At 58.9% G+C, this 21,637-nt stretch carries 26 protein-coding genes; 14 read left to right on the plus strand and 12 right to left on the minus strand.

The features are described 5' to 3' along the window. Nucleotides 1–30: 30 nt before the first annotated feature. Entirely contained in the window at nucleotides 31–447 is a 417-nt protein-coding gene (locus OYW20_RS24560) for an NINE protein (protein ID WP_268798449.1), read from the minus strand. Between the two features lie 250 nt (nucleotides 448–697). On the opposite strand from OYW20_RS24560, the gene OYW20_RS24565 reads away from it, so the two are divergent. Then, nucleotides 698–1,432: a C40 family peptidase gene (locus OYW20_RS24565; protein WP_268798450.1), complete on the plus strand. Its 735-nt coding sequence runs from the start codon at nucleotides 698–700 to the stop codon at nucleotides 1,430–1,432. Between the two features lie 88 nt (nucleotides 1,433–1,520). On the opposite strand, the gene OYW20_RS24570 is transcribed toward OYW20_RS24565, so the two are convergent. Then, a complete protein-coding gene (locus tag OYW20_RS24570; RefSeq protein WP_268798451.1) occupies nucleotides 1,521–2,555 on the minus strand; it encodes a type IV pilus twitching motility protein PilT in 1,035 nt (344 codons plus the stop codon). Between the two features lie 54 nt (nucleotides 2,556–2,609). Here OYW20_RS24570 and OYW20_RS24575 point away from each other — a divergent pair, with 54 nt between their 5' ends. The 9 genes from OYW20_RS24575 (at nucleotide 2,610) to OYW20_RS24615 (ending at nucleotide 9,325) form a co-directional block, all read left to right on the plus strand. Then, nucleotides 2,610–3,296, plus strand: coding sequence for a YggS family pyridoxal phosphate-dependent enzyme (locus OYW20_RS24575; RefSeq protein ID WP_268798452.1), 687 nt, complete (start codon nucleotides 2,610–2,612; stop codon nucleotides 3,294–3,296). Between the two features lie 25 nt (nucleotides 3,297–3,321). Continuing rightward, complete coding sequence (gene proC / locus OYW20_RS24580; RefSeq protein ID WP_268798453.1) at nucleotides 3,322–4,140, plus strand: pyrroline-5-carboxylate reductase; 819 nt, start codon at nucleotides 3,322–3,324, stop codon at nucleotides 4,138–4,140. 10 nt (nucleotides 4,141–4,150) lie between these two features. Continuing rightward, nucleotides 4,151–4,741 (plus strand): YggT family protein, encoded by a 591-nt coding sequence (locus tag OYW20_RS24585; protein WP_268798454.1) that lies wholly within the window; start codon nucleotides 4,151–4,153, stop codon nucleotides 4,739–4,741. A gap of 181 nt (nucleotides 4,742–4,922) precedes the next feature. Further along, complete coding sequence (gene metX / locus OYW20_RS24590) at nucleotides 4,923–6,062, plus strand: homoserine O-succinyltransferase MetX (protein ID WP_268798455.1); 1,140 nt, start codon at nucleotides 4,923–4,925, stop codon at nucleotides 6,060–6,062. A 7-nt stretch (nucleotides 6,063–6,069) separates the two neighbouring features. Continuing rightward, on the plus strand, nucleotides 6,070–6,690 hold the full coding sequence (gene metW, locus OYW20_RS24595; protein WP_268798456.1) for a methionine biosynthesis protein MetW: 621 nt from the start codon (nucleotides 6,070–6,072) through the stop codon (nucleotides 6,688–6,690). A 35-nt stretch (nucleotides 6,691–6,725) separates the two neighbouring features. Further along, a complete protein-coding gene (locus OYW20_RS24600) occupies nucleotides 6,726–7,178 on the plus strand; it encodes a DUF4426 domain-containing protein (RefSeq protein ID WP_268798457.1) in 453 nt (150 codons plus the stop codon). Beyond that, nucleotides 7,175–7,771 carry an RdgB/HAM1 family non-canonical purine NTP pyrophosphatase gene (rdgB, locus tag OYW20_RS24605; RefSeq protein WP_268801226.1) on the plus strand — a complete coding sequence of 199 codons (597 nt, stop codon included), beginning with the start codon at nucleotides 7,175–7,177 and terminating at the stop codon, nucleotides 7,769–7,771. Before OYW20_RS24600 ends, rdgB begins: the two co-directional genes overlap by 4 nt. After that, nucleotides 7,768–8,982 carry a radical SAM family heme chaperone HemW gene (gene hemW, locus OYW20_RS24610; protein ID WP_268798458.1) on the plus strand — a complete coding sequence of 405 codons (1,215 nt, stop codon included), beginning with the start codon at nucleotides 7,768–7,770 and terminating at the stop codon, nucleotides 8,980–8,982. Before rdgB ends, hemW begins: the two co-directional genes overlap by 4 nt. 19 nt (nucleotides 8,983–9,001) lie before the next feature. Beyond that, nucleotides 9,002–9,325 (plus strand): DUF3392 domain-containing protein, encoded by a 324-nt coding sequence (locus OYW20_RS24615; protein ID WP_268798459.1) that lies wholly within the window; start codon nucleotides 9,002–9,004, stop codon nucleotides 9,323–9,325. A 199-nt stretch (nucleotides 9,326–9,524) separates the two neighbouring features. Here the strand turns inward: OYW20_RS24615 and OYW20_RS24620 are convergent, their stop codons facing one another. The 5 genes from OYW20_RS24620 to OYW20_RS24640 form a co-directional block, all read right to left on the minus strand. Further along, on the minus strand, nucleotides 9,525–9,965 hold the full coding sequence (locus OYW20_RS24620; RefSeq protein ID WP_268798460.1) for a hypothetical protein: 441 nt from the start codon (nucleotides 9,963–9,965) through the stop codon (nucleotides 9,525–9,527). Between the two features lie 181 nt (nucleotides 9,966–10,146). Continuing rightward, nucleotides 10,147–10,860 (minus strand): tRNA (guanosine(46)-N7)-methyltransferase TrmB, encoded by a 714-nt coding sequence (gene trmB, locus OYW20_RS24625; RefSeq protein ID WP_268801227.1) that lies wholly within the window; start codon nucleotides 10,858–10,860, stop codon nucleotides 10,147–10,149. 55 nt (nucleotides 10,861–10,915) lie between these two features. Then, nucleotides 10,916–11,710, minus strand: coding sequence for a thiazole synthase (locus OYW20_RS24630; RefSeq protein ID WP_268798461.1), 795 nt, complete (start codon nucleotides 11,708–11,710; stop codon nucleotides 10,916–10,918). A 64-nt stretch (nucleotides 11,711–11,774) separates the two neighbouring features. Further along, complete coding sequence (gene thiS / locus OYW20_RS24635) at nucleotides 11,775–11,975, minus strand: sulfur carrier protein ThiS (protein WP_268798462.1); 201 nt, start codon at nucleotides 11,973–11,975, stop codon at nucleotides 11,775–11,777. 115 nt (nucleotides 11,976–12,090) lie between these two features. Then, nucleotides 12,091–12,474 carry a DUF423 domain-containing protein gene (locus OYW20_RS24640; protein ID WP_268798463.1) on the minus strand — a complete coding sequence of 128 codons (384 nt, stop codon included), beginning with the start codon at nucleotides 12,472–12,474 and terminating at the stop codon, nucleotides 12,091–12,093. An 80-nt stretch (nucleotides 12,475–12,554) separates the two neighbouring features. Here OYW20_RS24640 and mtgA point away from each other — a divergent pair, with 80 nt between their 5' ends. Then, nucleotides 12,555–13,265: a monofunctional biosynthetic peptidoglycan transglycosylase gene (gene mtgA, locus OYW20_RS24645; RefSeq protein ID WP_268798464.1), complete on the plus strand. Its 711-nt coding sequence runs from the start codon at nucleotides 12,555–12,557 to the stop codon at nucleotides 13,263–13,265. Here mtgA and OYW20_RS24650 read toward each other — a convergent pair. The 5 genes from OYW20_RS24650 to ftsY all read right to left on the minus strand — a co-directional run bounded on the left by OYW20_RS24650 (nucleotide 13,243) and on the right by ftsY (nucleotide 17,856). Then, nucleotides 13,243–13,581 carry a hypothetical protein gene (locus OYW20_RS24650; RefSeq protein WP_268798465.1) on the minus strand — a complete coding sequence of 113 codons (339 nt, stop codon included), beginning with the start codon at nucleotides 13,579–13,581 and terminating at the stop codon, nucleotides 13,243–13,245. The genes mtgA and OYW20_RS24650 overlap by 23 nt on opposite strands. 104 nt (nucleotides 13,582–13,685) lie before the next feature. Continuing rightward, entirely contained in the window at nucleotides 13,686–14,540 is an 855-nt protein-coding gene (gene rpoH / locus OYW20_RS24655) for an RNA polymerase sigma factor RpoH (protein ID WP_268798466.1), read from the minus strand. Nucleotides 14,541–14,672: 132 nt separating this feature from the next. Then, the gene (ftsX, locus tag OYW20_RS24660) at nucleotides 14,673–15,695 is read right to left on the minus strand and encodes a permease-like cell division protein FtsX (RefSeq protein ID WP_268798467.1); all 1,023 of its coding nucleotides are present in this window, start codon (nucleotides 15,693–15,695) and stop codon (nucleotides 14,673–14,675) included. Beyond that, on the minus strand, nucleotides 15,692–16,363 hold the full coding sequence (ftsE, locus tag OYW20_RS24665; protein ID WP_268798468.1) for a cell division ATP-binding protein FtsE: 672 nt from the start codon (nucleotides 16,361–16,363) through the stop codon (nucleotides 15,692–15,694). The genes ftsX and ftsE overlap by 4 nt, the downstream gene beginning before the upstream one ends. Further along, nucleotides 16,360–17,856, minus strand: coding sequence for a signal recognition particle-docking protein FtsY (gene ftsY / locus OYW20_RS24670; protein ID WP_268798469.1), 1,497 nt, complete (start codon nucleotides 17,854–17,856; stop codon nucleotides 16,360–16,362). The genes ftsE and ftsY overlap by 4 nt, the downstream gene beginning before the upstream one ends. Before the next feature lie 303 nt (nucleotides 17,857–18,159). Between ftsY and OYW20_RS24675 the strand changes: the two genes are divergently transcribed. From OYW20_RS24675 to rsmD, 3 genes are read left to right on the plus strand one after another with little or no spacing between them, the layout of a single operon-like run. Then, nucleotides 18,160–19,515, plus strand: a complete 1,356-nt coding sequence (locus tag OYW20_RS24675; RefSeq protein ID WP_268798470.1) for a M16 family metallopeptidase — start codon at nucleotides 18,160–18,162, stop codon at nucleotides 19,513–19,515. Continuing rightward, nucleotides 19,508–21,001 (plus strand): M16 family metallopeptidase, encoded by a 1,494-nt coding sequence (locus tag OYW20_RS24680; RefSeq protein WP_268798471.1) that lies wholly within the window; start codon nucleotides 19,508–19,510, stop codon nucleotides 20,999–21,001. The genes OYW20_RS24675 and OYW20_RS24680 overlap by 8 nt, the downstream gene beginning before the upstream one ends. Beyond that, entirely contained in the window at nucleotides 21,001–21,618 is a 618-nt protein-coding gene (gene rsmD, locus OYW20_RS24685; RefSeq protein WP_268798472.1) for a 16S rRNA (guanine(966)-N(2))-methyltransferase RsmD, read from the plus strand. The genes OYW20_RS24680 and rsmD overlap by 1 nt, the downstream gene beginning before the upstream one ends. Nucleotides 21,619–21,637 lie beyond the last annotated feature (19 nt).

Consider the following 21,637-nt stretch of genomic DNA (forward strand, 5'->3'; position numbering starts at 1 on the left):
GCGCGCTCCCACAGGCGTACGACGGGTCGATCACCGCCGGGCATTCTTCATCGAAATCTGGTCGTTCATCGTCCAGAAGTCATAAAGCACCCCGATCAGGAACAACCCACCTGTCAGCGCATAAATGATCCCGGTGATCCATTTGCCCTGATACATACGGTGCACGCCGAACACGCCCAGAAAGGCCAACAGAATCCAGGCGACGCTGTAATCGGTTGAGCCGGCGTTGAATCGCAGGTCTGCCTGACGGTCCATCGACGGGATGAGGAATACGTCGATCAGCCAACCAATCCCAAACAACCCCAGCGTGAAAAACCAGATCGTTCCGGTCACCGGTTTGCCGTAATAGAAGCGATGCGCGCCGGTAAATCCGACAATCCAGAGCAGGTATCCCAAGATCTTGCTGTGAGTGTCGTGACGTTGTGCATCCACTTGATAGGTATTCATCGGCGGCCTCGTTTGTGCTGATAGAAAAAAATAGACGTAAAGTTTGTGACTTTTGTGACCTGTTCCGACGTATGGCGGGAACCTCTCAGTCATTCGGCAAACCCTTGTAACTAAAGGGGTTACTCATTGGTTTGTGACAGTTTTAGTGTCAAAACTGACCCGCAGGGCAGTAAATGATTCGACAAGCGGGTCCGAAACAGCAAAAAAAGCTGTTATAAAGTTTCGCGCTGACCAACATGAGCCCTGCCTAATGCGTCCATTTTTCAAGACATGGCTAACCATTTGCCTATTTGTGCCACTGGCCGCCCACGCCACCAACCGTGAGCAACCGTTACCCTCCAGCTTCAACGGCTTCACCGCCAAGACCCAGTCTTCGGAGACAGTAACGCGCAACATCGCCGCTCAACGGGCCGCGATGGCTGCACTGGAAGAGACCGCCGCTCCACTGGCGACCTCCAAGCGTAAAACGCGCAATGGCAAGACGTCCAATCGTCCGTCTTCCCACAAAGTGTCCAAGAATACCGTGGCCCTCGCCAGCATGGCGCCGGGTAACACCAAACAAAGCAGCACCGTCGTCAATCGCGCCATGAACGCCATCGGTACTCCCTATCGTTGGGGCGGCACTAGCCCGACAAAAGGGTTCGATTGCAGCGGTCTGGTTAAATATGCGTTTAACAACGTGAGCGAAGTCGATTTGCCGCGCACCTCCAATGCCATGGCCGAAGGTCACGGGCAGAAGGTTGATCGCAAGGACTTGAAGCCGGGCGACTTGTTGTTCTTCAACATCAAGAGCCGCACGGTGAACCATGTCGCGATTTACCTGGGCGATGGCCAGTTCGTACACGCGCCGCGTCGTGGCAAGTCGGTCACGGTCGACACGCTGAACAAGCCGTATTGGGACAGCCATTACGTGGTTGCCAAACGTGTCTTGCCGAAGCAACCGCCTTCGTCGCGCAAGCCAACGGCGCGTTTGGCGCAGCGTTAACACCGTGCCGATTTGACGTGATTGTGGGAATTGTGGGAGGGAGCTCCTTCCCACATTGATTGATTCGTGTGCGTAAAACGCCTGACAACTAGAAATTGTCGGGCGTTTTTGCTTTCTCGCGGGCGCTTTCTCGCGTGATGATGCCTTTGCTGACCAGGTCCTTGAGGCACATGTCCAGCGTCTGCATCCCAAGCGCCCCGCCAGTCTGAATCGACGAATACATCTGCGCGACCTTGTCTTCGCGGATCAGGTTTCGGATCGCCGACGTGCCGATCATGATCTCGTGAGCCGCCACTCGCCCGCCGCCCACCTTCTTCAGCAGCGCCTGCGACACGATTGCGTGTAGCGACTCAGACAGCATCGAACGAATCATCGACTTCTCCTGCGCCGGGAACACATCGACGATGCGGTCGATACTTTTCGCCGCCGACGTGGTGTGCAGCGTGCCGAAGACAAGGTGGCCAGTCTCGGCAGCGGTCAGCGCCAGCCGGATCGTTTCCAGGTCTCGCAGCTCGCCCACCAGAATCACGTCAGGGTCTTCGCGCAGCGCCGACCGCAACGCCTCGGAAAAACCGTGGGTGTCGCGGTGCACCTCGCGCTGGTTGATCAGGCTCTTCTTGGATTCGTGAACGAATTCGATAGGGTCTTCAATCGTGAGGATATGGTGATGTTTGTTGGCATTGAGGTAATCGACCATCGCCGCCAGCGTCGTCGACTTGCCCGAGCCGGTCGGCCCGGTAACCAGAACCAGCCCGCGCGGCACGTCGGTAATCTTGCGAAACACTTCTCCCATCCCCAGGTCTTCCATACTCAGGACCTTGGACGGGATGGTTCGAAACACAGCGCCTGCGCCCCGGTTCTGGTTGAACGCGTTGACCCGAAAGCGCGCGACGCCTGGCACTTCGAACGAGAAGTCCGTTTCCAGATCTTCTTCGAAGTCCTTGCGCTGCTTGTCATTCATGATGTCGTAGATCAGCCCTTGAACCTGTTTCTGGTCCAGTGGCGGCAGGTTGATTCGCCGCACATCGCCGTCGACCCGAATCATCGGCGGCAGACCAGCCGAGAGGTGTAAGTCCGACGCGCCTTGCTTGGCACTGAAGGCAAGCAGCTCGGTAATATCCATACAGCTCCTCATCACATAGAATGCCGCAGACTTTACCCCTGCTGGCGCAAATCAATGTCCACGATAGCAGAGAACATTTCAACGCTCAGTGAGCAAATTCAAGCCGCTGCGCATGCGGTGCAGCGCGACCCGGCGTCCGTTGGGCTGCTCGCGGTGAGCAAGACCAAACCGGCAAACGACCTGCGTGAAGCATATGCGGCCGGTTTGCACGATTTCGGCGAGAACTACCTTCAGGAAGCCCTGAGCAAACAGCTCGAATTGGCCGACCTGCCCTTGATCTGGCATTTCATCGGCCCCATTCAATCGAACAAGACGCGCGCTATCGCCGAAAACTTCGCTTGGGTGCATTCCGTGGACCGTTTGAAAATCGCTCAACGGCTGTCCGAACAGCGCCCCGCTGAACTGCCGCCGCTTAACATTTGCATCCAGGTCAACGTCAGCGGCGAGGACAGCAAGTCAGGCTGCACACCACAAGATTTGCCCGCACTGGTCGATGCCATTTGCGCCCTGCCCAATCTGAGACTGCGCGGCCTGATGGCAATTCCGGAACCCACAGACAATCACGACGAACAGAACGCAGCTTTTGCCACCGTTCGCACGCTGCAGGACTCACTAAAGCTGCCACTCGACACGCTTTCCATGGGCATGAGCCACGACCTGGAGGCTGCCATTGCTCAAGGCGCTACCTGGGTTCGGATCGGTACTGCCCTGTTTGGCGCCCGTGATTACGGCCAGCACTAACCCTTTGCCCCACAGGAATTCGTTCATGAGCAAGACTCGCATCGCATTCATCGGCGCAGGCAACATGGCCGCCAGCCTGATTGGCGGCCTGCGCGCGCAAGGCGTCGAACCCGATCTGATCCGCGCCAGCGATCCCGGCGAAGAAACCCGCGAGCGCGTGTCGACCGAACATGGCATCAAGGTGTTCGCAGACAATGCTCAGGCTGTCGAGGACGCGGACGTAGTGCTGTTGGCGGTCAAGCCGCAGATGATGAAAACCGTCTGCGAAGTCTTGCGCCCGCACCTCAAGCCCAATCAGTTGATGGTCTCGATTGCCGCAGGTATCACCTGCGCGAGCATGAAGATCTGGCTGGGCGAGCAGCCCATCGTGCGCTGCATGCCCAACACGCCGGCGCTGTTGCGTCAGGGCGTGAGCGGCTTGTACGCAACCTCAGAAGTCAGCGCTGCGCAACGTGATCAGGCCGAGGCGCTGCTGTCGGCCGTGGGCATCGCGCTTTGGCTGGACGAGGAACAACAACTGGACGCCGTGACAGCGGTGTCTGGCAGCGGGCCGGCTTACTTCTTTCTGTTGATCGAAGCGATGACAGCTGCGGGCGTGAAGCTTGGTCTGCCTGCCGACGTTGCGGGCAAACTGACGCTGCAAACTGCGCTGGGTGCAGCGCTGATGGCTACCGGCAGCGATGTCGATGCCGCCGAACTGCGCCGCCGCGTTACTTCACCTGCAGGCACTACCGAAGCTGCAATCAAATCATTCCAGGCCAACGGATTCGAAGCCATCGTCGAAAACGCACTCAGTGCCGCCGCCCACCGCTCTGCCGAAATGGCCGAAGTTCTGGGCAAATAAGGAGAAGTCTATGAATGCACTCACTGGCGCTACGGTGTTCGTTGTACAAACGCTGATCAGCCTTTACCTCGCCATCGTTCTGCTGCGCTTCGTGCTACAGCTGGTCAAGGCTAACTTTTACAACCCGCTGAGCCAGTTCGCAGTGCGCGCCACGCAGCCGCTGCTGAAGCCGATTCGCCGCATCGTGCCGAGCGTATTTGGGCTTGATACCTCGTCCCTGTTGCTGGCCATCGTCATTCAGGCGCTGTTGATGGCCTTTGTGCTGATGATGACCTACGGCACGATTGGCGATATTCCTCACTTGTTCATGTGGTCGATCCTGGGCGTCACTTCATTGCTGCTGAAGATCTTCTGGGTGGCGATGATCATCATGGTGATCGTGTCCTGGATCGCACCGGGCAGCCATAACCCGGCGGCAGAACTCGCTTACCAGATCAGCGAGCCGATCCTTGCGCCGTTTCGCCGCATCATCCCCAATCTGGGCGGCATGGACATTTCGCCGATCTTCGCGTTTCTGGCCATTCAGGTGGTGCAGTCCTACCTTATGCCACAACTGGCAGCTTACGCCGGCATGCCGCAGGAGCTGTGGCGGCTGATCTGATCCAATCCTGTAGGAGCGCGCTTGCCCGCGATGGCGGCGACACAGCCGATGCATCTCTATCGGTAAATACATCGCAATCGCGGGCAAGCGCGCTCCTACAAAAACAGCGCAGTTACCATGCTTGTTGCCGCTACCCCCGGCGGTCTTTAGACTTACGCCTCATTTAACGAGAGCAGGGTCGATGTCCACGGTCTTTCCCGAAGATTCTGTCGGTCTGGTTGCGCCGCAACTGGCGCATTTCAGCGAGCCACTGGCACTGGCCTGCGGTCGATCATTGCCGGCCTACGACCTCGTTTACGAAACCTACGGCACCCTCAACGCAGCCCGCAGCAATGCGGTGTTGATCTGCCACGCGTTGTCGGGTCACCACCACGCGGCGGGCTATCACAGCAGCGAAGACCGCAAGCCAGGCTGGTGGGACAGCTGCATTGGCCCCGGCAAGCCTATCGACACCCGTCGCTTCTTCGTCGTAAGCCTTAACAACCTGGGCGGCTGTAATGGCTCCACAGGCCCTAGCAGCATCAACCCGGAAAACGGCAAGCCATTTGGCGCCGACTTCCCGGTCCTGACCGTAGAGGATTGGGTCAACAGCCAGGCGCTGCTGGCCGACACTCTCGGCATCGCGCAGTGGGCGGCCATCGTCGGCGGCAGCCTGGGCGGCATGCAGGCACTGCAGTGGACCATCAGCTACCCGGACCGCGTGCGTCACTGCCTGGCTATTGCGTCAGCGCCCAAGCTGTCGGCGCAGAACATCGCGTTCAACGAGGTCGCGCGTCAGGCGATCCTCACCGACCCCGAGTTCCACGGCGGCTCGTTCCAGGAGAATGGAGTGATTCCCAAGCGTGGCCTGATGCTGGCGCGCATGGTCGGGCACATCACCTATTTGTCCGACGACTCCATGGGCGAAAAATTCGGCCGCGGCCTCAAGAGCGAGAAGCTCAACTACGACTTCCATAGCGTCGAGTTTCAGGTCGAAAGCTACCTGCGCTATCAGGGCGAAGAGTTCTCTGGCCGTTTCGACGCCAACACCTACCTGTTGATGACCAAGGCGCTGGACTACTTCGATCCGGCAGCCAATTTCAACGACGACCTGGCCGCAACGTTTGCCAACGCCAGTTCGAAGTTCTGCGTGATGTCATTCACCACCGACTGGCGTTTTTCGCCGGCGCGCTCGCGTGAGCTGGTCGATGCGCTGATGGCGGCCAAAAAAGACGTCTGCTATCTGGAGATCGATGCGCCGCAGGGCCACGACGCCTTCCTGATCCCGATTCCGCGCTACTTGCAGGCCTTCTCCAGCTACATGAACCGAATTGAGATCTGAGGACACCATGAGAGCCGACCTGGACATCATCCAAGACTGGATTCCTGCCGGCAGCCGCGTGCTCGACCTCGGTTGCGGCGACGGTGAGCTGCTGGCCTGGCTGCGCGACAACAAACAGGTGACCGGTTACGGCCTGGAAAACGACGCCGAGAACATTGCGCGCTGCGTGGCCAAGGGCGTCAATGTGATCGAACAGGATCTGGACAAGGGCCTGGGCAACTTCGCCAGCAACAGCTTCGACGTCGTGGTCATGACCCAGGCGCTGCAAGCGGTGCATTACCCGGACCGCATCCTCGACGAAATGCTGCGTGTCGGTCGCCAGTGCATCATCACCTTCCCCAACTTCGGTCATTGGCGCTGCCGCTGGTATTTAGCGAGCAAAGGGCGAATGCCGGTGTCAGAGTTTTTGCCCTACACCTGGTACAACACGCCGAACATTCACTTCTGTACGTTCGAAGACTTCGAAGCGCTGTGCCGGGGACGTCAGGCAAAGGTCATTGATCGGCTGGCTGTCGATCAGCAGCACCGGCATGGCTGGGCAAGCAAACTGTGGCCTAACCTGCTGGGTGAAATTGGTATTTACAGGGTCAGCAGCCCTGGCTTGCAGGACCACCAGATCGCGATCTGATCCTGTACAGCGCTCCCGAAACAAGGAGAACGATCATGCGTCGCCTGACTGCGTTGCTTTGTGCCCTCTTCGTGCTCGCGCTGGCCGCGCCTTTGATGGCCGCCGACAATGCGAAGCCGGAGAGACAGGAGCAATTCGGCGACCTGACCGTTCACTACAACGCTTTTGCGTCAGGCAATCTGCAACCGTCCATCGCTCAGGAAGCCGGTGTCATTCGCAGTAAAAGCCAGGGTGTGCTCAACATTGTGGCCATCAAGGATGGCAAGACAGTCCCGGCCAACGTGACGGGCTCGGTAAAAGACCTGACCGGTCGAAGCAAACCGCTGACGTTCAAGCAGAGCAACATGAGTGGCTCGGTCAATTACCTCGCACAGTTCGCGGTGGACCCTGACGCTTCAGCTATTTACACCTTCACGGTCAACGTGAAAGCAGGCGACGGCGACGCACATGCGTTCAGCTTCAACCAGGAAATCTTTTCGGACCAATAATGAAACTCACCCAGCTCGTATTGGCCAGCCATAACGCTGGCAAACTGAAAGAACTCCAGGCCATGCTCGGCAACAGCGTGCAGCTGCGCTCGGTGGGCGAGTTCAGCGCCGTCGAGCCAGAGGAAACGGGTCTGTCGTTCATTGAGAACGCGATCCTCAAGGCACGCAATGCGGCGCGGCTCTCCGGTCTGCCGTCCCTGGCGGACGATTCAGGGCTGGCGGTGGATTTTCTGGGAGGCGCGCCCGGGATTTACTCCGCACGTTATGCCGATGGTCAAGGCGATGCCGCCAACAATGCCAAGCTGTTGGAAGCATTGAAGGACGTGCCGGACGATCAGCGCGGCGCTCAATTTGTCTGCGTGCTGGCGCTGGTGCGGCATGCCGATGACCCGCTGCCGATTATCTGCGAAGGTCTGTGGCAAGGCCGGATCCTGCGAGCCGCACGCGGCGCAGATGGCTTCGGTTATGACCCGCTGTTCTGGGTGCCTGAGCGCGATTGCTCAAGTGCCGAACTGACTCCGGCCGGCAAGAACCTGCTCAGCCATCGTGCCCGCGCCATGGCGATTCTGCGACAGCGTCTGGGCTTGAAATGACCCAAGACTCCACCGCACGGCCTCTGTATCTCGGCGAGGCCGGATTTTCGTCAGAAGCACCACGCGCCGCGCTGCCTCAACTGCCACCGCTGTCGTTGTACATCCACATCCCGTGGTGCGTGCGCAAATGCCCGTATTGTGATTTCAATTCGCACACGGCAAGCCCCGTACTGCCTGAAGATGAATACGTCGACGCCCTGCTGGCGGACCTGGATCAGGATCTGCATCACGTTTACGGCCGCGAACTGACATCGATCTTCTTCGGCGGTGGCACCCCCAGCCTGTTCAGTGCCGATTCGCTGGGGCGCTTGCTGAAGGGCGTTGAACAGCGGATTCGTTTCGCGCCAGACATCGAAATCACGCTTGAAGCCAATCCCGGTACGTTCGAACAAGCCAAGTTCAGCGCGTATCGCGGGCTGGGCATCAATCGCCTGTCGATCGGGATTCAAAGCTTTCAGGAAGCCAAACTCAAAGCCTTGGGCCGAATTCACAATGGTGATGAAGCGGTGCGAGCGGCAGATATGGCGCGCAACGCTGGCTTCGATAACTTCAACCTGGATTTGATGCACGGGTTACCGGACCAGTCTCAAGACGATGCGCTGAGCGATCTGCGCCAGGCTATCGCGCTGGGCCCAACGCATCTGTCCTGGTATCAGCTGACGCTTGAGCCCAACACTGTGTTCTGGAATCAGCCGCCGGTCTTGCCCGAAGACGACACGCTCTGGGACATTCAGGAGGCAGGTCAGGCCCTGCTCGCGGAATACGGCTACGCGCAGTACGAGGTCTCGGCCTACGCCCAGCCGGGAAAACCCGCCCGGCATAACCTGAACTACTGGAGCTTCGGCGACTTTATCGGCATCGGTGCCGGTGCCCATGGCAAATTGAGCCACCCTGATGGCCGCATCGTGCGCACCTGGAAAACCCGTTTGCCGAAAGATTATCTAAATCCGGCCAAGCCTTTTCAGGCGGGGGAGAAAACACTCAACGCCGAAGAACTGCCGTTTGAGTTTTTGATGAACGCGCTGCGACTGACAAATGGCGTAGACGCTGCGCTGTTCCAGCAGCGCACCGGCCTGAGTGTCGAATCTCTGGCCAGCGCCCGCCAACAGGCCGAACAACGCGGCTTGCTGGAGACTGACCCGACACGTCTTGTCGCCACTTCACACGGCCAGCTGTTTCTCAATGATCTGCTGCAATACTTCCTCATTTAGGCTTCGTTAAGGACACTGCATGGACCTCATTCTCGACCTGCTCGCCACCGTCTCGCGCTGGAGCCGTAGCAATCTCTCAGAAATCGCGCTGGCCTTGGTGGGTTGTCTGTTGATCCTGTTTGGCGCTGACATCAAAGGCTGGATCGAAGGCCGCCTCAGCAGTTTTGCGGGCGCGTTGCGCATTCCGGTCATGGCGCTGCTCTGCACCATCGGCAGCGGCGCGGCGCTGATCTACGCCACGCCGTGGGTGGTGCGCGGCCTGAGCCAATTCAACAACTACAGCCTTGCACCGGTATTGCTGGTGGTTTTGGTACTGATTGGAGTGATCGCTGATCGCAAGTGATCGCGATTGCCGTCCGCCATCTGCTGGAGCGAATTCGTTCGCGAATAGATGGCTCGCGCGACGAAAATCTGTGGGCCTTACGGGACTCTCGCGAATGAATTCGCGCCTACAGGTGGTGCAATCATGAAAAAGGGGAAGCCGAAGCTTCCCCTTTTTTTCAGGCCAGATGCGGGTGCGCCGGGCCCGTAATGCGCACCTGTCAGCGGATGCTCTGGATGCTGCCTTTGTTGCCGGTCACTTTGACGTTCACCTGTTTGAAGATGAAGTAGTCCTTGACGGTGACTTCGTAGCGCGGTGCAACGATCAGGTCAGAGCCTGAAGATTTAACAGCTTTGTAGGCCGCTGCTGCTTTGGCATTGGCGACTGGATCCGGCAGCGGCAGGCCCATTGCGGAACCGCCGCCTGCACCGTAAGTGACGCCATCGGCGAACTGGTGGTCTCCACCGATGTTCAACCAGCCGAACAACACATTGGTCGACGACTCGCCGGTGATGGTTTCACCAACCTTCACATCAGCTTTCAGGTCGGTTTTAACTTCGCCCGAAAGGGGTGCAGCAGGTTGGCTCATGTTGTAGCTGACGCAGCCGCTCGTGGTAGCAATCAAGGTTGCAACCGCAGCCAGACCCATTAGTTTTTTCATTTTTTACACTCTCGCTAGGAAGAAAATATGCAACCGCGAGAGGGTATGTGGATGGTCGGATTAAAAACGCCGGACGCGTCTACCCGTGGGAGTGGATCACTCTCTAAAACAAGTAGGACTTTTCACACGAGAACGACCGAAGCGCGCCCGCTTGATAGCGGGCGCTTGATCCAGGAAGCAATCAGGACAGTTTTTCGAACTTCAAATCCCAAACGCCATGCCCGAGACGCTCGCCGCGGCGCTCGAACTTCGTAATAGGTCGCTCTGCAGGGCGCGGCACGCATTTACCATCTTCGGCCAGGTTGCGATAACCCGGCGCGACGTTCATCACTTCCAGCATGTACTCGGCGTAAGGCTCCCAATCGGTTGCCATGTGCAGTACGCCGCCGGGTTTCAACTTGGAGCGCACTAACTCGGCGAACTCTGCCTGGACGATACGACGCTTGTGGTGGCGTGACTTGTGCCATGGGTCCGGGAAAAACAGCATCAAGCGATCCAGGCTGTTATCCGCCACGCAGCGGTTGAGCACCTCAATCGCATCGCAGTCGTAGACCCTGAGATTAGTCAAACCTTGCGTCAGCACGCCATTGAGCAATGCGCCAACACCCGGCCGATGCACTTCAACGCCGATAAAATCATGCTCCGGCGCCGCTGCAGCCATTTCAAGCAGCGAATGGCCCATGCCGAAGCCGATTTCCAGCGTGCGTGGCGCAGAGCGGCCGAAGACCTGATCGAAGTCGACCGGAGACTCGGCCAGAGGCAGCACGAACAGCGGCGTGCCTTGATCCAGACCGCGTTGCTGGCCCTCGGTCATGCGGCCAGCACGCATCACGAAACTTTTGATGCGCCGATGCTGGCGCTCATCGCCTGCCGCACTTGCGTCTTCTTCTTTCATCACTTCTTCTTCGAGAAGTGGGTCTGGCGTTTGTGAGTCAATCATCAACAGGCTCTTACTTGATCAGGCCATCCAGCGGCGAGGACGCGCTGGCATAGAGTTTTTTCGGCATACGGCCAGCAAGGTACGCCATGCGACCTGCCAGAATTGCGTGCTTCATGGCTTCAGCCATCAACACCGGTTGCTGCGCATGGGCGATTGCCGAGTTCATCAGCACCGCCTCGCAGCCCAGTTCCATGGCGATGGTGGCGTCGGAGGCAGTGCCGACTCCGGCATCGACCAACACCGGGACTTTGGATTCTTCCAGAATGATCTGCAGGTTGTACGGGTTGCAGATCCCCAGCCCCGTGCCGATCAGTCCAGCCAGCGGCATGACTGCGCAGCAGCCGATTTCGGCCAGTTGCCGGGCGATGATCGGGTCGTCGCTGGTGTACACCATCACGTCGAAGCCGTCCTTGACCAGCGTTTCAGCGGCCTTGAGGGTTTCGATGACATTGGGAAAAAGGGTCTTCTGGTCGGCTAGCACTTCCAGCTTGACCAGGTTGTGACCGTCAAGCAGTTCACGAGCCAGGCGGCAGGTGCGAACAGCCTCGATGGCGTCGTAGCAACCTGCGGTGTTCGGCAGGATGGTGTAACGATCTGGCGGCAGGATATCGAGCAGGTTCGGCTCGTTCGGGTTCTGGCCCAGGTTGGTCCGGCGCACGGCAACGGTCACGATCTCCGCTCCCGAGGCTTCGATGGCCAAGCGGGTCTCTTCCATGTCTTTGTACTTGCCTGTGCCTACCAACAGGCGCGACTGGAAAGTCCGACCGGCCACGATGAAGGGCTTGTCGCTACGAACGTTGCTCATCGGAAATCCTCTTCAGGGTTGAGGTTTTTGCTGTTGCTGGATCGGTGCAGCGCCAGATGCTGATCTAGCCGCCACCGATCGCATGGACCACTTCGACCTGATCATCTTCGCGCAGGGACGTGGACGCATGTTGGCTGCGCGGGACGATGTCCAGATTGAGTTCGACCGCTATTCGCCGACCGGTGAGCTCAAGGCGGGTCAGCAGCGCCGCAACGGTTTCGCCGTCGGGCAGTTCATAGGGTTCGCCGTTCAACTGAATGCGCATGCGGGGTCGGCAGCCTTCATTTTAGAGGGCGAGCATTCTAGCCCGATCAGTCGGGCTGGACCAAGGCCAAGCCGCGCCATTCGTCTCGCGCGGCGTTGGTCACATGGTGCGCCGATCAGAGGGTTTCGACGCCCAACTGCCAGGCGGTCCAGCCCAGAATTGCCCAACCGAGCAAGAAGCACAGGCCACCAATCGGGGTGATGATGCCCAGCTTGGTGACACCGGTGAGGCTCAGCAGGTAAAGGCTGCCAGAGAACAGGATGATGCCCAGTGTGAAGGCGATGCCTGCGTAAGTGACCAGGCGTCCCTGGATCTGCATGGCCAGCAGCGCTACCCCGAAAAGCGCCAGCGCATGGATCAGTTGATACAAAACGCCTGTCTGGAAAATCGCCATGTATTCGGTGCTCAGGCGATTTTTGAGGATGTGAGCGCCAAACGCGCCGAGGGCAACGCCGGTGAAACCAAAGAAAGCAGCCAGCATCAGGAAGGTTCGAAGCATGTGGAACTCCAGTCAAAAATCATTCATTGGCGCATGGTCTGTATAATGGCCCGCTCGACAGGTTCGGCCAAGACATCTCTATGCTGCGTTTACTGCTTCAACGTGTTGTCAAAGTCCTGCTCTGGTTCGCCGCAGCGAGTGTCGTGCTGGTTCTGATTTTGCGGTGGGTGCCACCGCCGTTCACCGCGCTGATGGTAGAACGCAAGGTCGAATCGTGGTTCAACGGGCAACCCATTGACCTGCAACGAGACTGGGAACCCTGGGATAAAATCTCCGACGACCTGAAGATCGCCGTTATTGCCGGCGAAGACCAAAAGTTCGCCGAGCATTGGGGTTTCGACATCGATGCGATTCAGGCGGCACTGGCTCACAACGAGCGCGGCGGTTCGATACGCGGTGCCAGTACGTTGAGCCAGCAAGTGTCGAAAAACCTGTTTTTGTGGTCCGGCCGCAGCTACCTGCGCAAGGGGCTGGAGGCTTGGTTTACCGGCCTGATCGAAATCCTGTGGTCAAAACAGCGGATTCTTGAGGTGTACGTCAACAGCGTCGAATGGGATGACGGCGTTTTTGGCGCACAGGCAGCGGCGCAACATCATTTCAACGTCAATGCCAGTCAGCTCTCGACACAGCAGGCCAGTTATCTGGCGGCGGTACTTCCCAATCCTCGGGAATGGAGTGCAAGTCGACCCAGCAGCTATGTGTCGCGACGCGCTGGCTGGATTCGTCAGCAGATGCGGCAATTGGGCGGTGATGAGTATCTGACCGGACTCAATCACAGTCGGCGCTGGTAATCACATCCACCGCCAGCAAATCCCTCCTGATTGAAAATGATCGGCCAGCCTTCGGCAGAATCAAAAGCTTCAAGATCAAGCCTTTACGCCCGAGGGAAAAAATCAAAACCCAAGCGCACCAAAAATCCCTGTAGGAGCGTATGAGCAGCGCGAGGCCGCGATGGGCTGCACAGCGGCCCCAAGGATCAGCCACCTCGGCTGAGCCAGACACACCGAGTGCGTTGGATTTGCTGCCGGTTCCCGGCAGATCGTCGGTAAACGGAACGCCGCCCGGCCGGACTCCCACGCCTTCGGCAGAAGCAAAAGCCAAAAGCATGCATCACGGTTGCAGCGTTTTGATAACGCCTACAAAAAGTCGTAGCACCTCAAAAAAAAACGCCCCGATCAGATCGGGGCGTTTTCAGTTCTACCGTTTCGCGCTTACGCAGCGATGGAGACCTTTAGCTTGTTCATCGCGCTCTTCTCCAGCTGGCGAATACGCTCGGCCGAGACGTTGTACTTCTCTGCCAAGTCATGCAGCGTGGCCTTTTCCTCTGCCAACCAGCGCTGGTAGAGAATGTCACGGCTGCGGTCATCAAGGACGTTCAACGCTTCGTGCAGGTTCGCGGTGGACGTATCGGTCCAGTCGGAATCTTCCAGCTGACGCGCTGGATCGTAGCGATGATCTTCCAGATAGTTGGCAGGCGACTGGAACGCGCTGTCGTCGTCGGCTTCAGCAGCCGGGTCGAACGCCATGTCGTGACCGGTCAAACGGCTTTCCATCTCGCGAACTTCACGTGGCTCAACGCCGAGGCTTTCGGCCACACGATGCACTTCTTCGTTGTTCAGCCAGGCCAGACGTTTCTTCTGGCTGCGCAGATTGAAGAACAGTTTGCGCTGGGCCTTGGTCGTCGCGACTTTCACGATGCGCCAGTTGCGCAAGATGAATTCGTGAATCTCAGCCTTGATCCAGTGGACTGCAAAGGACACCAGACGAACACCCATCTCAGGGTTGAAACGCTTCACGGCTTTCATCAAGCCGACGTTACCTTCCTGGATGAGATCGGCCTGGGCCAAACCGTATCCGGAATAACTGCGTGCGATATGCACAACAAAACGCAGGTGGGCGAGCACCATCTGCCGAGCCGCCCCAAGATCCTGCTCATAATAGAGACTCTCGGCCAGTTCACGCTCCTGCTCAGGTGTCAGCAGCGGAATGCTGTTGACCGTGTGCACATAGGCCTCCAGGTTTGCACCCGGGACCAAGGCATAAGCAGGTTGCAAAGAAGTGGTCATACGAAAAAACCTCCGACTCACGTATTCGTGCAGTTCAGCACTGCGAAATTGACCGGGGACCGCTAAACAAGTTCCCTGAGCTGAAAAGTCAATAGATGAGACAAAATATACATGGACTAACTGAACAATAACTTAACGAGGTGCCAGCTCTCTCAAATGGCGCGCCACTGCAATCCACGCACCGATATACCCCAACAACACCGCCCCTAGCAATAGCGACAACCCGTCTGCGGGCGGCACTCCAGCCAGGGAGAAATTGCTGCCGTACAACCCGGCGAGCCTGACGACGGACTCGTTCAACCAGTTAAGGCCAAACGCCAAAACACCCCACGACAGGAGCCCTGCTCCCAGCCCGTACAGCGCGCCCATATAAAGGAAGGGCCTGCGCACGTAGCTGTCAGTGCCGCCCACCAGTTTAATGACTTCGATTTCCGTACGACGGTTCTCGATGTGCAGACGGATGGTGTTACCGATGACCAACAACAGTGCAAGCACCAGCAGTACTGTCAGGCCGAACACGAAGCGGTCACCCAGCTTGAGAATAGCCGCCAGTCGCTCTACCCAGACCAGATCCAGTTGAGCCTGCTGAACTTTGGGCAATTCGGCTAGACGCGTACGTAACGCCTCCAGCGCCGGTTTGTCAACTTCATCCGGAGTCACGACCACTACGCCCGGCAAAGGATTCTCAGGCAGCTCTTTCAAAGCCTCGCCCAGACCCGACTGCTGCTGGAACTCATTGAGCGCCTGATCGCGGCTGATGTACTGCGCATCGGCGACGCCGGGCATGCCTTTTATCTGGCCGACCAGCGCATCTCCCTCGCTGGGTGAGGCATCCAGTTGCAAATAAAGCGAGATCTGCGCTGCACGCTGCCATGACCCGCCCAAGCGTTCGACATTGCTCAGCAACAGCGACAAACCCATTGGCAGACTCAGTGCAATGGCCATGACCAGACAGGTGAAGAAGCTGCCGATAGGTTGCTTGCCCAAGCGGCGTACGCTGTCGATCACACTCGAACGATGCGCCTCGATCCAGGCATGAAACAGCGTGCCGAAATCCGGACCGTCGTCTTCGTTACGCTTTTTCTTCTTCGGGTCAGGCTCGCCGGCCTTTGGCGCGACACGCTCGGATACTTTAGGGCTACGGGTAGCACTCATACCCCGGCCTCCCCGTCACCGATCAGTCGACCGCGTTGCAGGGTCAGCATGCGATGACGCATGCGTGCGATCAGCGCCAAGTCGTGACTTGCGATCAGCACGCTTGTGCCCAAGCGGTTGATGTCTTCGAAAACACCCATGATCTCCGCAGCCAATCGTGGGTCGAGGTTACCCGTGGGTTCGTCAGCCAGCAGCAACGCAGGGCGATGAACGATGGCGCGGGCGATGCCGACGCGCTGCTGCTGGCCGGTAGATAAGTCCCCGGGGTACAACTCGGCTTTGTCCGACAACGCCACACGCTCCAGCGCGGAATCAACGCGTTTAGTGATCTCAGCCTTCGACAGCCCGAGAATCTGCAATGGCAACGCGATGTTGTTGAACACCGTGCGATCAAACAACAACTGGTGATTCTGGAAGACCACACCAATCTGCCGGCGTAGAAAGGGAATCTGCGCGTTGCTGATCTGGCCCAGGTCCTGGCCCGCAAGCAGCAACTTGCCGGAGGTAGGACGCTCCATCGCCAGCAGCAGGCGCAGCAACGTGCTCTTGCCTGCGCCGGAGTGCCCGGTCACGAACAGAAACTCACCACGGCGCACGCGGAAACTCAGCTCATGAAGGCCGACGTGACCGTTTGGATAGCGCTTTGCAACCTGCTCGAAACGAATCATGTGCGCTCCCGCTCCGCGAACAAGGCCTGAACGAACGCCTCAGCCTCGAACGTACGCAGGTCATCAATGCCTTCGCCGACCCCGATATAGCGGATTGGCAGGCCGAATTGTTTGGCCAGCGCAAAAATCACGCCGCCTTTGGCCGTGCCGTCCAGCTTGGTCAACGCAAGGCCCGTGAGATTGACCGTCTGATTGAACTGCTTGGCTTGGTTGATAGCGTTCTGACCGGTGCCTGCGTCCAGTACCAGCAGCACCTCATGCGGCGCCTCGGCGTCGAGCTTGCCTATCACCCGGCGAACCTTTTTCAGCTCTTCCATCAGGTTGTCTTTGGTGTGCAGACGACCGGCGGTGTCAGCGATCAGTACATCGACACCACGAGCCTTGGCGGCCTGCACGGCATCGAAAATCACCGACGCGGAATCAGCACCTGTGTGCTGGGCGATCACGGGAATATTGTTGCGCTCGCCCCATACTTGAAGCTGCTCCACCGCCGCAGCGCGGAACGTATCGCCTGCGGCCAGCATGACTTTCTTGCCGTCGAGCTGCAGCTTCTTCGCCAGCTTGCCGATGGTGGTGGTTTTGCCTGCGCCGTTGACGCCGACCACCAGGATCACGAACGGCTTGTGCTCGCTCTTGATGACCAGCGGTGCTTCGACCGGTTTGAGCATGGCGGTCAGCTCGGCCTGCAGCGATGCGTAAAGCGCATCACTGTCTGTCAGTTGCTTGCGCGCGACCTTTTGCGTCAGGTTTCGCACGATGAGCGATGTAGCCTCGACGCCGACATCGGCCGTCAACAGACGTGTTTCAAGCTCATCGAGCATGTCGTCGTCGATGGCCTTCTTGCCCAGGAACAGGCTGGCCATGCCTTCGCCAAGACTGGCGCTGGTCTTCGACAGACCTTGCTTGAGACGTGCGAAGAACCCCGGCTGTTTTGATTCCACCGGCGTTGGTTCCACGGGCGCAACGACAGCCGCAACAACCGGCGCCACTGGCTCAGGCTGAACGACAGGCGCAGGCGCCTTGAAGACCGGCACCGGCTCGATGACCGGCTCAGGAGTTACCGGCGCGACGGTGACTGGCAGCTCGGCAGCGACAGGCTCGACGTTTGCGGGCTCGACATGCGAGGCGGTATGCGTCGGGATCTCTGGGGTTACATGCGGCTGTTGCTCGTCGGTAAGGGCGACGGGCTCTTCTGCTACGGGAAGCTTGAGCCAGGGTTGGAAATTGGCACTGTCGGCGGCGGGTGGTTCGGTGAACCGTGAAGGCTCGACCGACGCTACGACCTGGGGCGCTGGCTCGGTCGAAATTGCCGGGGCAATCTGCGGCTCAGCAACGACTGGCGTCTGCTCGACAACCGGCTCAGGCGCTGCTGGGGATAAGTCCTGGGGCTGATCGGCGACGGTTTCCTGCGGCTTTTTGCGCAGCCATCCGAACAGGCCTTTTTTTTCGCCAGCCGGGGCTGGGGTCTTCTTGTCGTCGTTGGAACCAAACATGGAGGACGGCTATCTCACGGTAGCGACGCGCCAGAGCGGCGCCTCTGAAAAATTCTATTGATGCGAAACAGACTGCTTTTATGTCCGCTTGTTCATCGGCCGGCTGAGCGCAAGTCCGTCTGGGGCGGCTTCACAGCCTTCGGCAGCGCCTACAGGTTAGCGCTGGCAAGACTATTTGTTCGTAGTCCGATTCCCAAGCACACGTCTTAGCCATAGTCGGCAAGCAAACTGGCCGCTATCCTAACACCCCCGCGCCCGCCAGCGCTAAGTTCAAGCTGGCCGCTTTGAAGGTTCCGATTACGAATGAATGCTCTAGCCCGCTGCGCCGCAGGCCTGCTGCTCAGCACGATTTGCCTGCCTCTGACAGCCACGGCTGCCGACGTACAAGCCACTCATGAATTCACGCTCGACAATGGCCTCAAGGTCGTCGTCCGCGAAGACCATCGCGCACCCGTCGTGGTCTCCCAGGTCTGGTACAAGGTCGGCTCAAGCTACGAGACGCCGGGCCAGACGGGCTTGTCTCATGCACTTGAGCACATGATGTTCAAAGGCAGCTCCAAGGCCGGTCCCGGCGAGGCTTCGTTGATCCTGCGCGACCTGGGGGCTGAGGAAAACGCCTTCACCAGCGACGACTACACGGCTTATTACCAAGTGTTGGCGCGAGACCGCCTGGGCGTCGCCTTCGAACTCGAAGCAGACCGCATGGCAAGCCTGCGCCTGCCGCCTGAAGAGTTCAGCCGCGAAATAGAAGTCATCAAAGAGGAGCGCCGCCTGCGCACCGATGACAAGCCGCACTCCAAGGCGTACGAGCGATTCAAGGCGTTGGCCTATCCCGCCAGCGGCTATCACACGCCGACCATCGGCTGGATGGCAGATCTGGACAGGATGAAGGTCGAGGAACTGCGCCACTGGTATGAAGCCTGGTACGTCCCGAACAACGCGACACTGGTGGTCGTGGGGGATGTGAAACCTGACGAAGTGAAGGCGTTGGCCGAGCGCTTCTTTGGCCCGATACCGCGCCGCGACGTGCCGCCTGCGAAAAAACCGCTGGAGCTGGCCGAACCCGGTGAGCGCAAGATCACCGTGCACGTAGCCACGCAGATGCCGAGCCTGATGTACGGTTTCAACGTGCCGAGCCTGTCGACCGCAGATGACCCGCGCATGGTCAACGCTCTGCGTTTGATCTCCGCACTGCTCGATGGCGGCTACAGCGCGCGTATTCCGGCGCGTCTTGAGCGCGGCGAGGAACTCGTCAGCGGCGCATCCTCGGATTACGACGCCTTCACCCGAGGCGACACGCTGTTCACGATCAACGCCACGCCGAACGCGCAGAAGAAAAAAACCCTCGCAGACACCGAAGCCGGCATCTGGCGCCTGCTCAATGAACTCAAGACCAAACCGCCTTCAAAAGAGGAGCTTGAGCGAGTCCGTGCCCAGGTCATTGCAGGCGTGGTGTTCGAGCGCGATTCGATCACCAGCCAGGCAACCACCATCGGCCAACTGGAAACGGTAGGCCTGTCGTGGACCTTGATCGACGACGAACTCAACGCCCTGCAAAGCGTGACCCCGGAAGACATCCAGAAGGCGGCTCGCACCTACTTCACCCGCGAACGCCTTGCCATCGCGCATGTTTTGCCCGAGGAGAAATCCCATGAATAAGCGCAACGCTAAATGCCCTGCGCGACCACGGGCCAGCATGCTGCTGATCGCCATGACCCTGACTTTGTTGGGCGCCAACAGCGCAGTGGCTGATGCCACCGCCGAGGCACCGGCCCAGGCCAACCCGGCCAACACGCTACAATCGCTTAAAGAACTCGACGGCAAAGCGCCTGCCCGCCGCGACCTGAACATCCAGACCTGGAAAACCGCCGAAGGCGCCAAGGTGTTGTTCGTCGAGGCCCACGAACTGCCGATGTTCGACCTGCGCCTGACCTTTGCAGCGGGCAGCAGCCAGGACCAGAAAATCCCCGGAATCGCGCTGGTGACCAATGCCATGCTCAACGAGGGCATCAAGGGCAAGGACGTCAGCGCCATCGCCGAAGGCTTCGAAGGGTTGGGCGCTGACTTCGGCAACGGCTCTTACCGTGACATGGCGGTGGCTTCGCTGCGCAGCCTGAGCGTGGCCGATAAGCGCGAGCCGGCGTTGAAGCTGTTTTCTGAAGTGGTTGGCAAGCCGACGTTCCCGACAGATTCCCTTGCGCGGATCAAAAACCAGTTGCTGGCAAGCTTTGAGTACCAGAAGCAGAATCCTGGAAAGCTGGCTGGGGACGAGTTGTTCAAGCGGCTGTACGGCGACCATCCTTATGCGCACTCCAGCGAAGGTAATGCCAAAAGCATTCCGCCGATCACCGTCGCTCAGTTAAAGGCGTTCCACGCCAAGGCTTACGCTGCCGGGAACACCGTGATCGCGCTGGTGGGCGATCTGTCTCGCAGCGAAGCCGAAGCGGTTGCTGCACAGGTTTCCGCTTCGTTGCCCAAAGGCCCGGCGTTGCCAAAGATGCCGCAACCCGTCGAGCCCAAGGCCGTCGAGACTCACATCGAATTCCCGTCCAAGCAGACGCACCTGATGCTGGCCGAGCTGGGCATCAACCGTGCCGATCCGGATTACGCAGCACTTTCGCTGGGGAACTCAGTGCTGGGCGGGGGCGGTTTTGGTAGCCGGTTGATGACCGAGGTCCGTGAAAAACGTGGCCTGTCGTATGGCGTGTCGTCGGGGTTCACGCCGATGCAGGCTCAAGGCCCATTCATGATCGGGCTGCAAACCCGCGCCGAACTCAGTGAGAACACCTTGAAGCTGGTCAAGGACATCGTCCGTGACTACCTTGCCAACGGGCCTACCCAAAAAGAACTCGATGATGCCAAGCGCGAACTGTCGGGAAGCTTTCCGCTGTCGACCGCCAGCAACGCTGCGATTGTCGGCCAACTGGGCGCCATCGGCTTTTATGACCTGCCGCTGAACTACCTCGAGAACTTCATGCAGCAATCGCAGGCGCTGACCGTCGATCAGGTCAAGGCCGTCATGAACAAACACCTCGATGCAGACAAGCTGGTCATTGTGACTGCCGGTCCGACCGTGCCACAGAAACCGCTGCCGCTGCCCACTGATAAACCGGCCGAGAAACCTCTCGGCGTTCCGGAGCATTAATGTCTACTACCAAGCCGCCCCGCATCCACAAAGGGCACAAAATCCATACAGGCCTCGGCCACTTGCGGATTATCGGCGGCGAATGGCGCAGTCGTCGTTTGAGTTTCCCTGACAGCCCAGGCCTGCGCCCTACGCCGGATCGGGTTCGGGAAACCGTCTTCAACTGGCTGGCACCGTACATAGCAGGCGCCCGGGTGCTTGACCCGTTCGCGGGCAGCGGCGCCTTGTATCTGGAGGCATTGTCTCGCGGCGCAAGCATGGGCCTGGCGCTGGACAGCAACTCTGCCGCCGTTTCCAACCTGCGTGAACATCTGGGCACGCTGCAATGCACCGTCGGCAAAGCAGCCAAGGACGATGCATTGCGCTATCTGGAGACGCAGCCTGCCGAGCAGTTCGACGTGGTCTTTCTGGATCCGCCTTTCCACCAGAACCTGCTCGTGCCAGCGTGCACATTGCTGGAGGAGCGTAACTGGCTGGCCGATGACGCGTGGATTTACACTGAAAGCGAAACGGCCCCGTCAACGCTCGGCTTACCCGGCAATTGGCGCCTGCACCGAGAAAAGAAAGCCGGACAGGTGTACTACGCGCTGTGGGAAAGAAGCGTAACGCCAAGCTGACACCCCGCTTTACATCCGT

Source organism: Pseudomonas sp. BSw22131, assembly GCF_026810445.1.
Classification (GTDB): Bacteria; Pseudomonadota; Gammaproteobacteria; order Pseudomonadales; family Pseudomonadaceae; genus Aquipseudomonas; species Aquipseudomonas huanghezhanensis.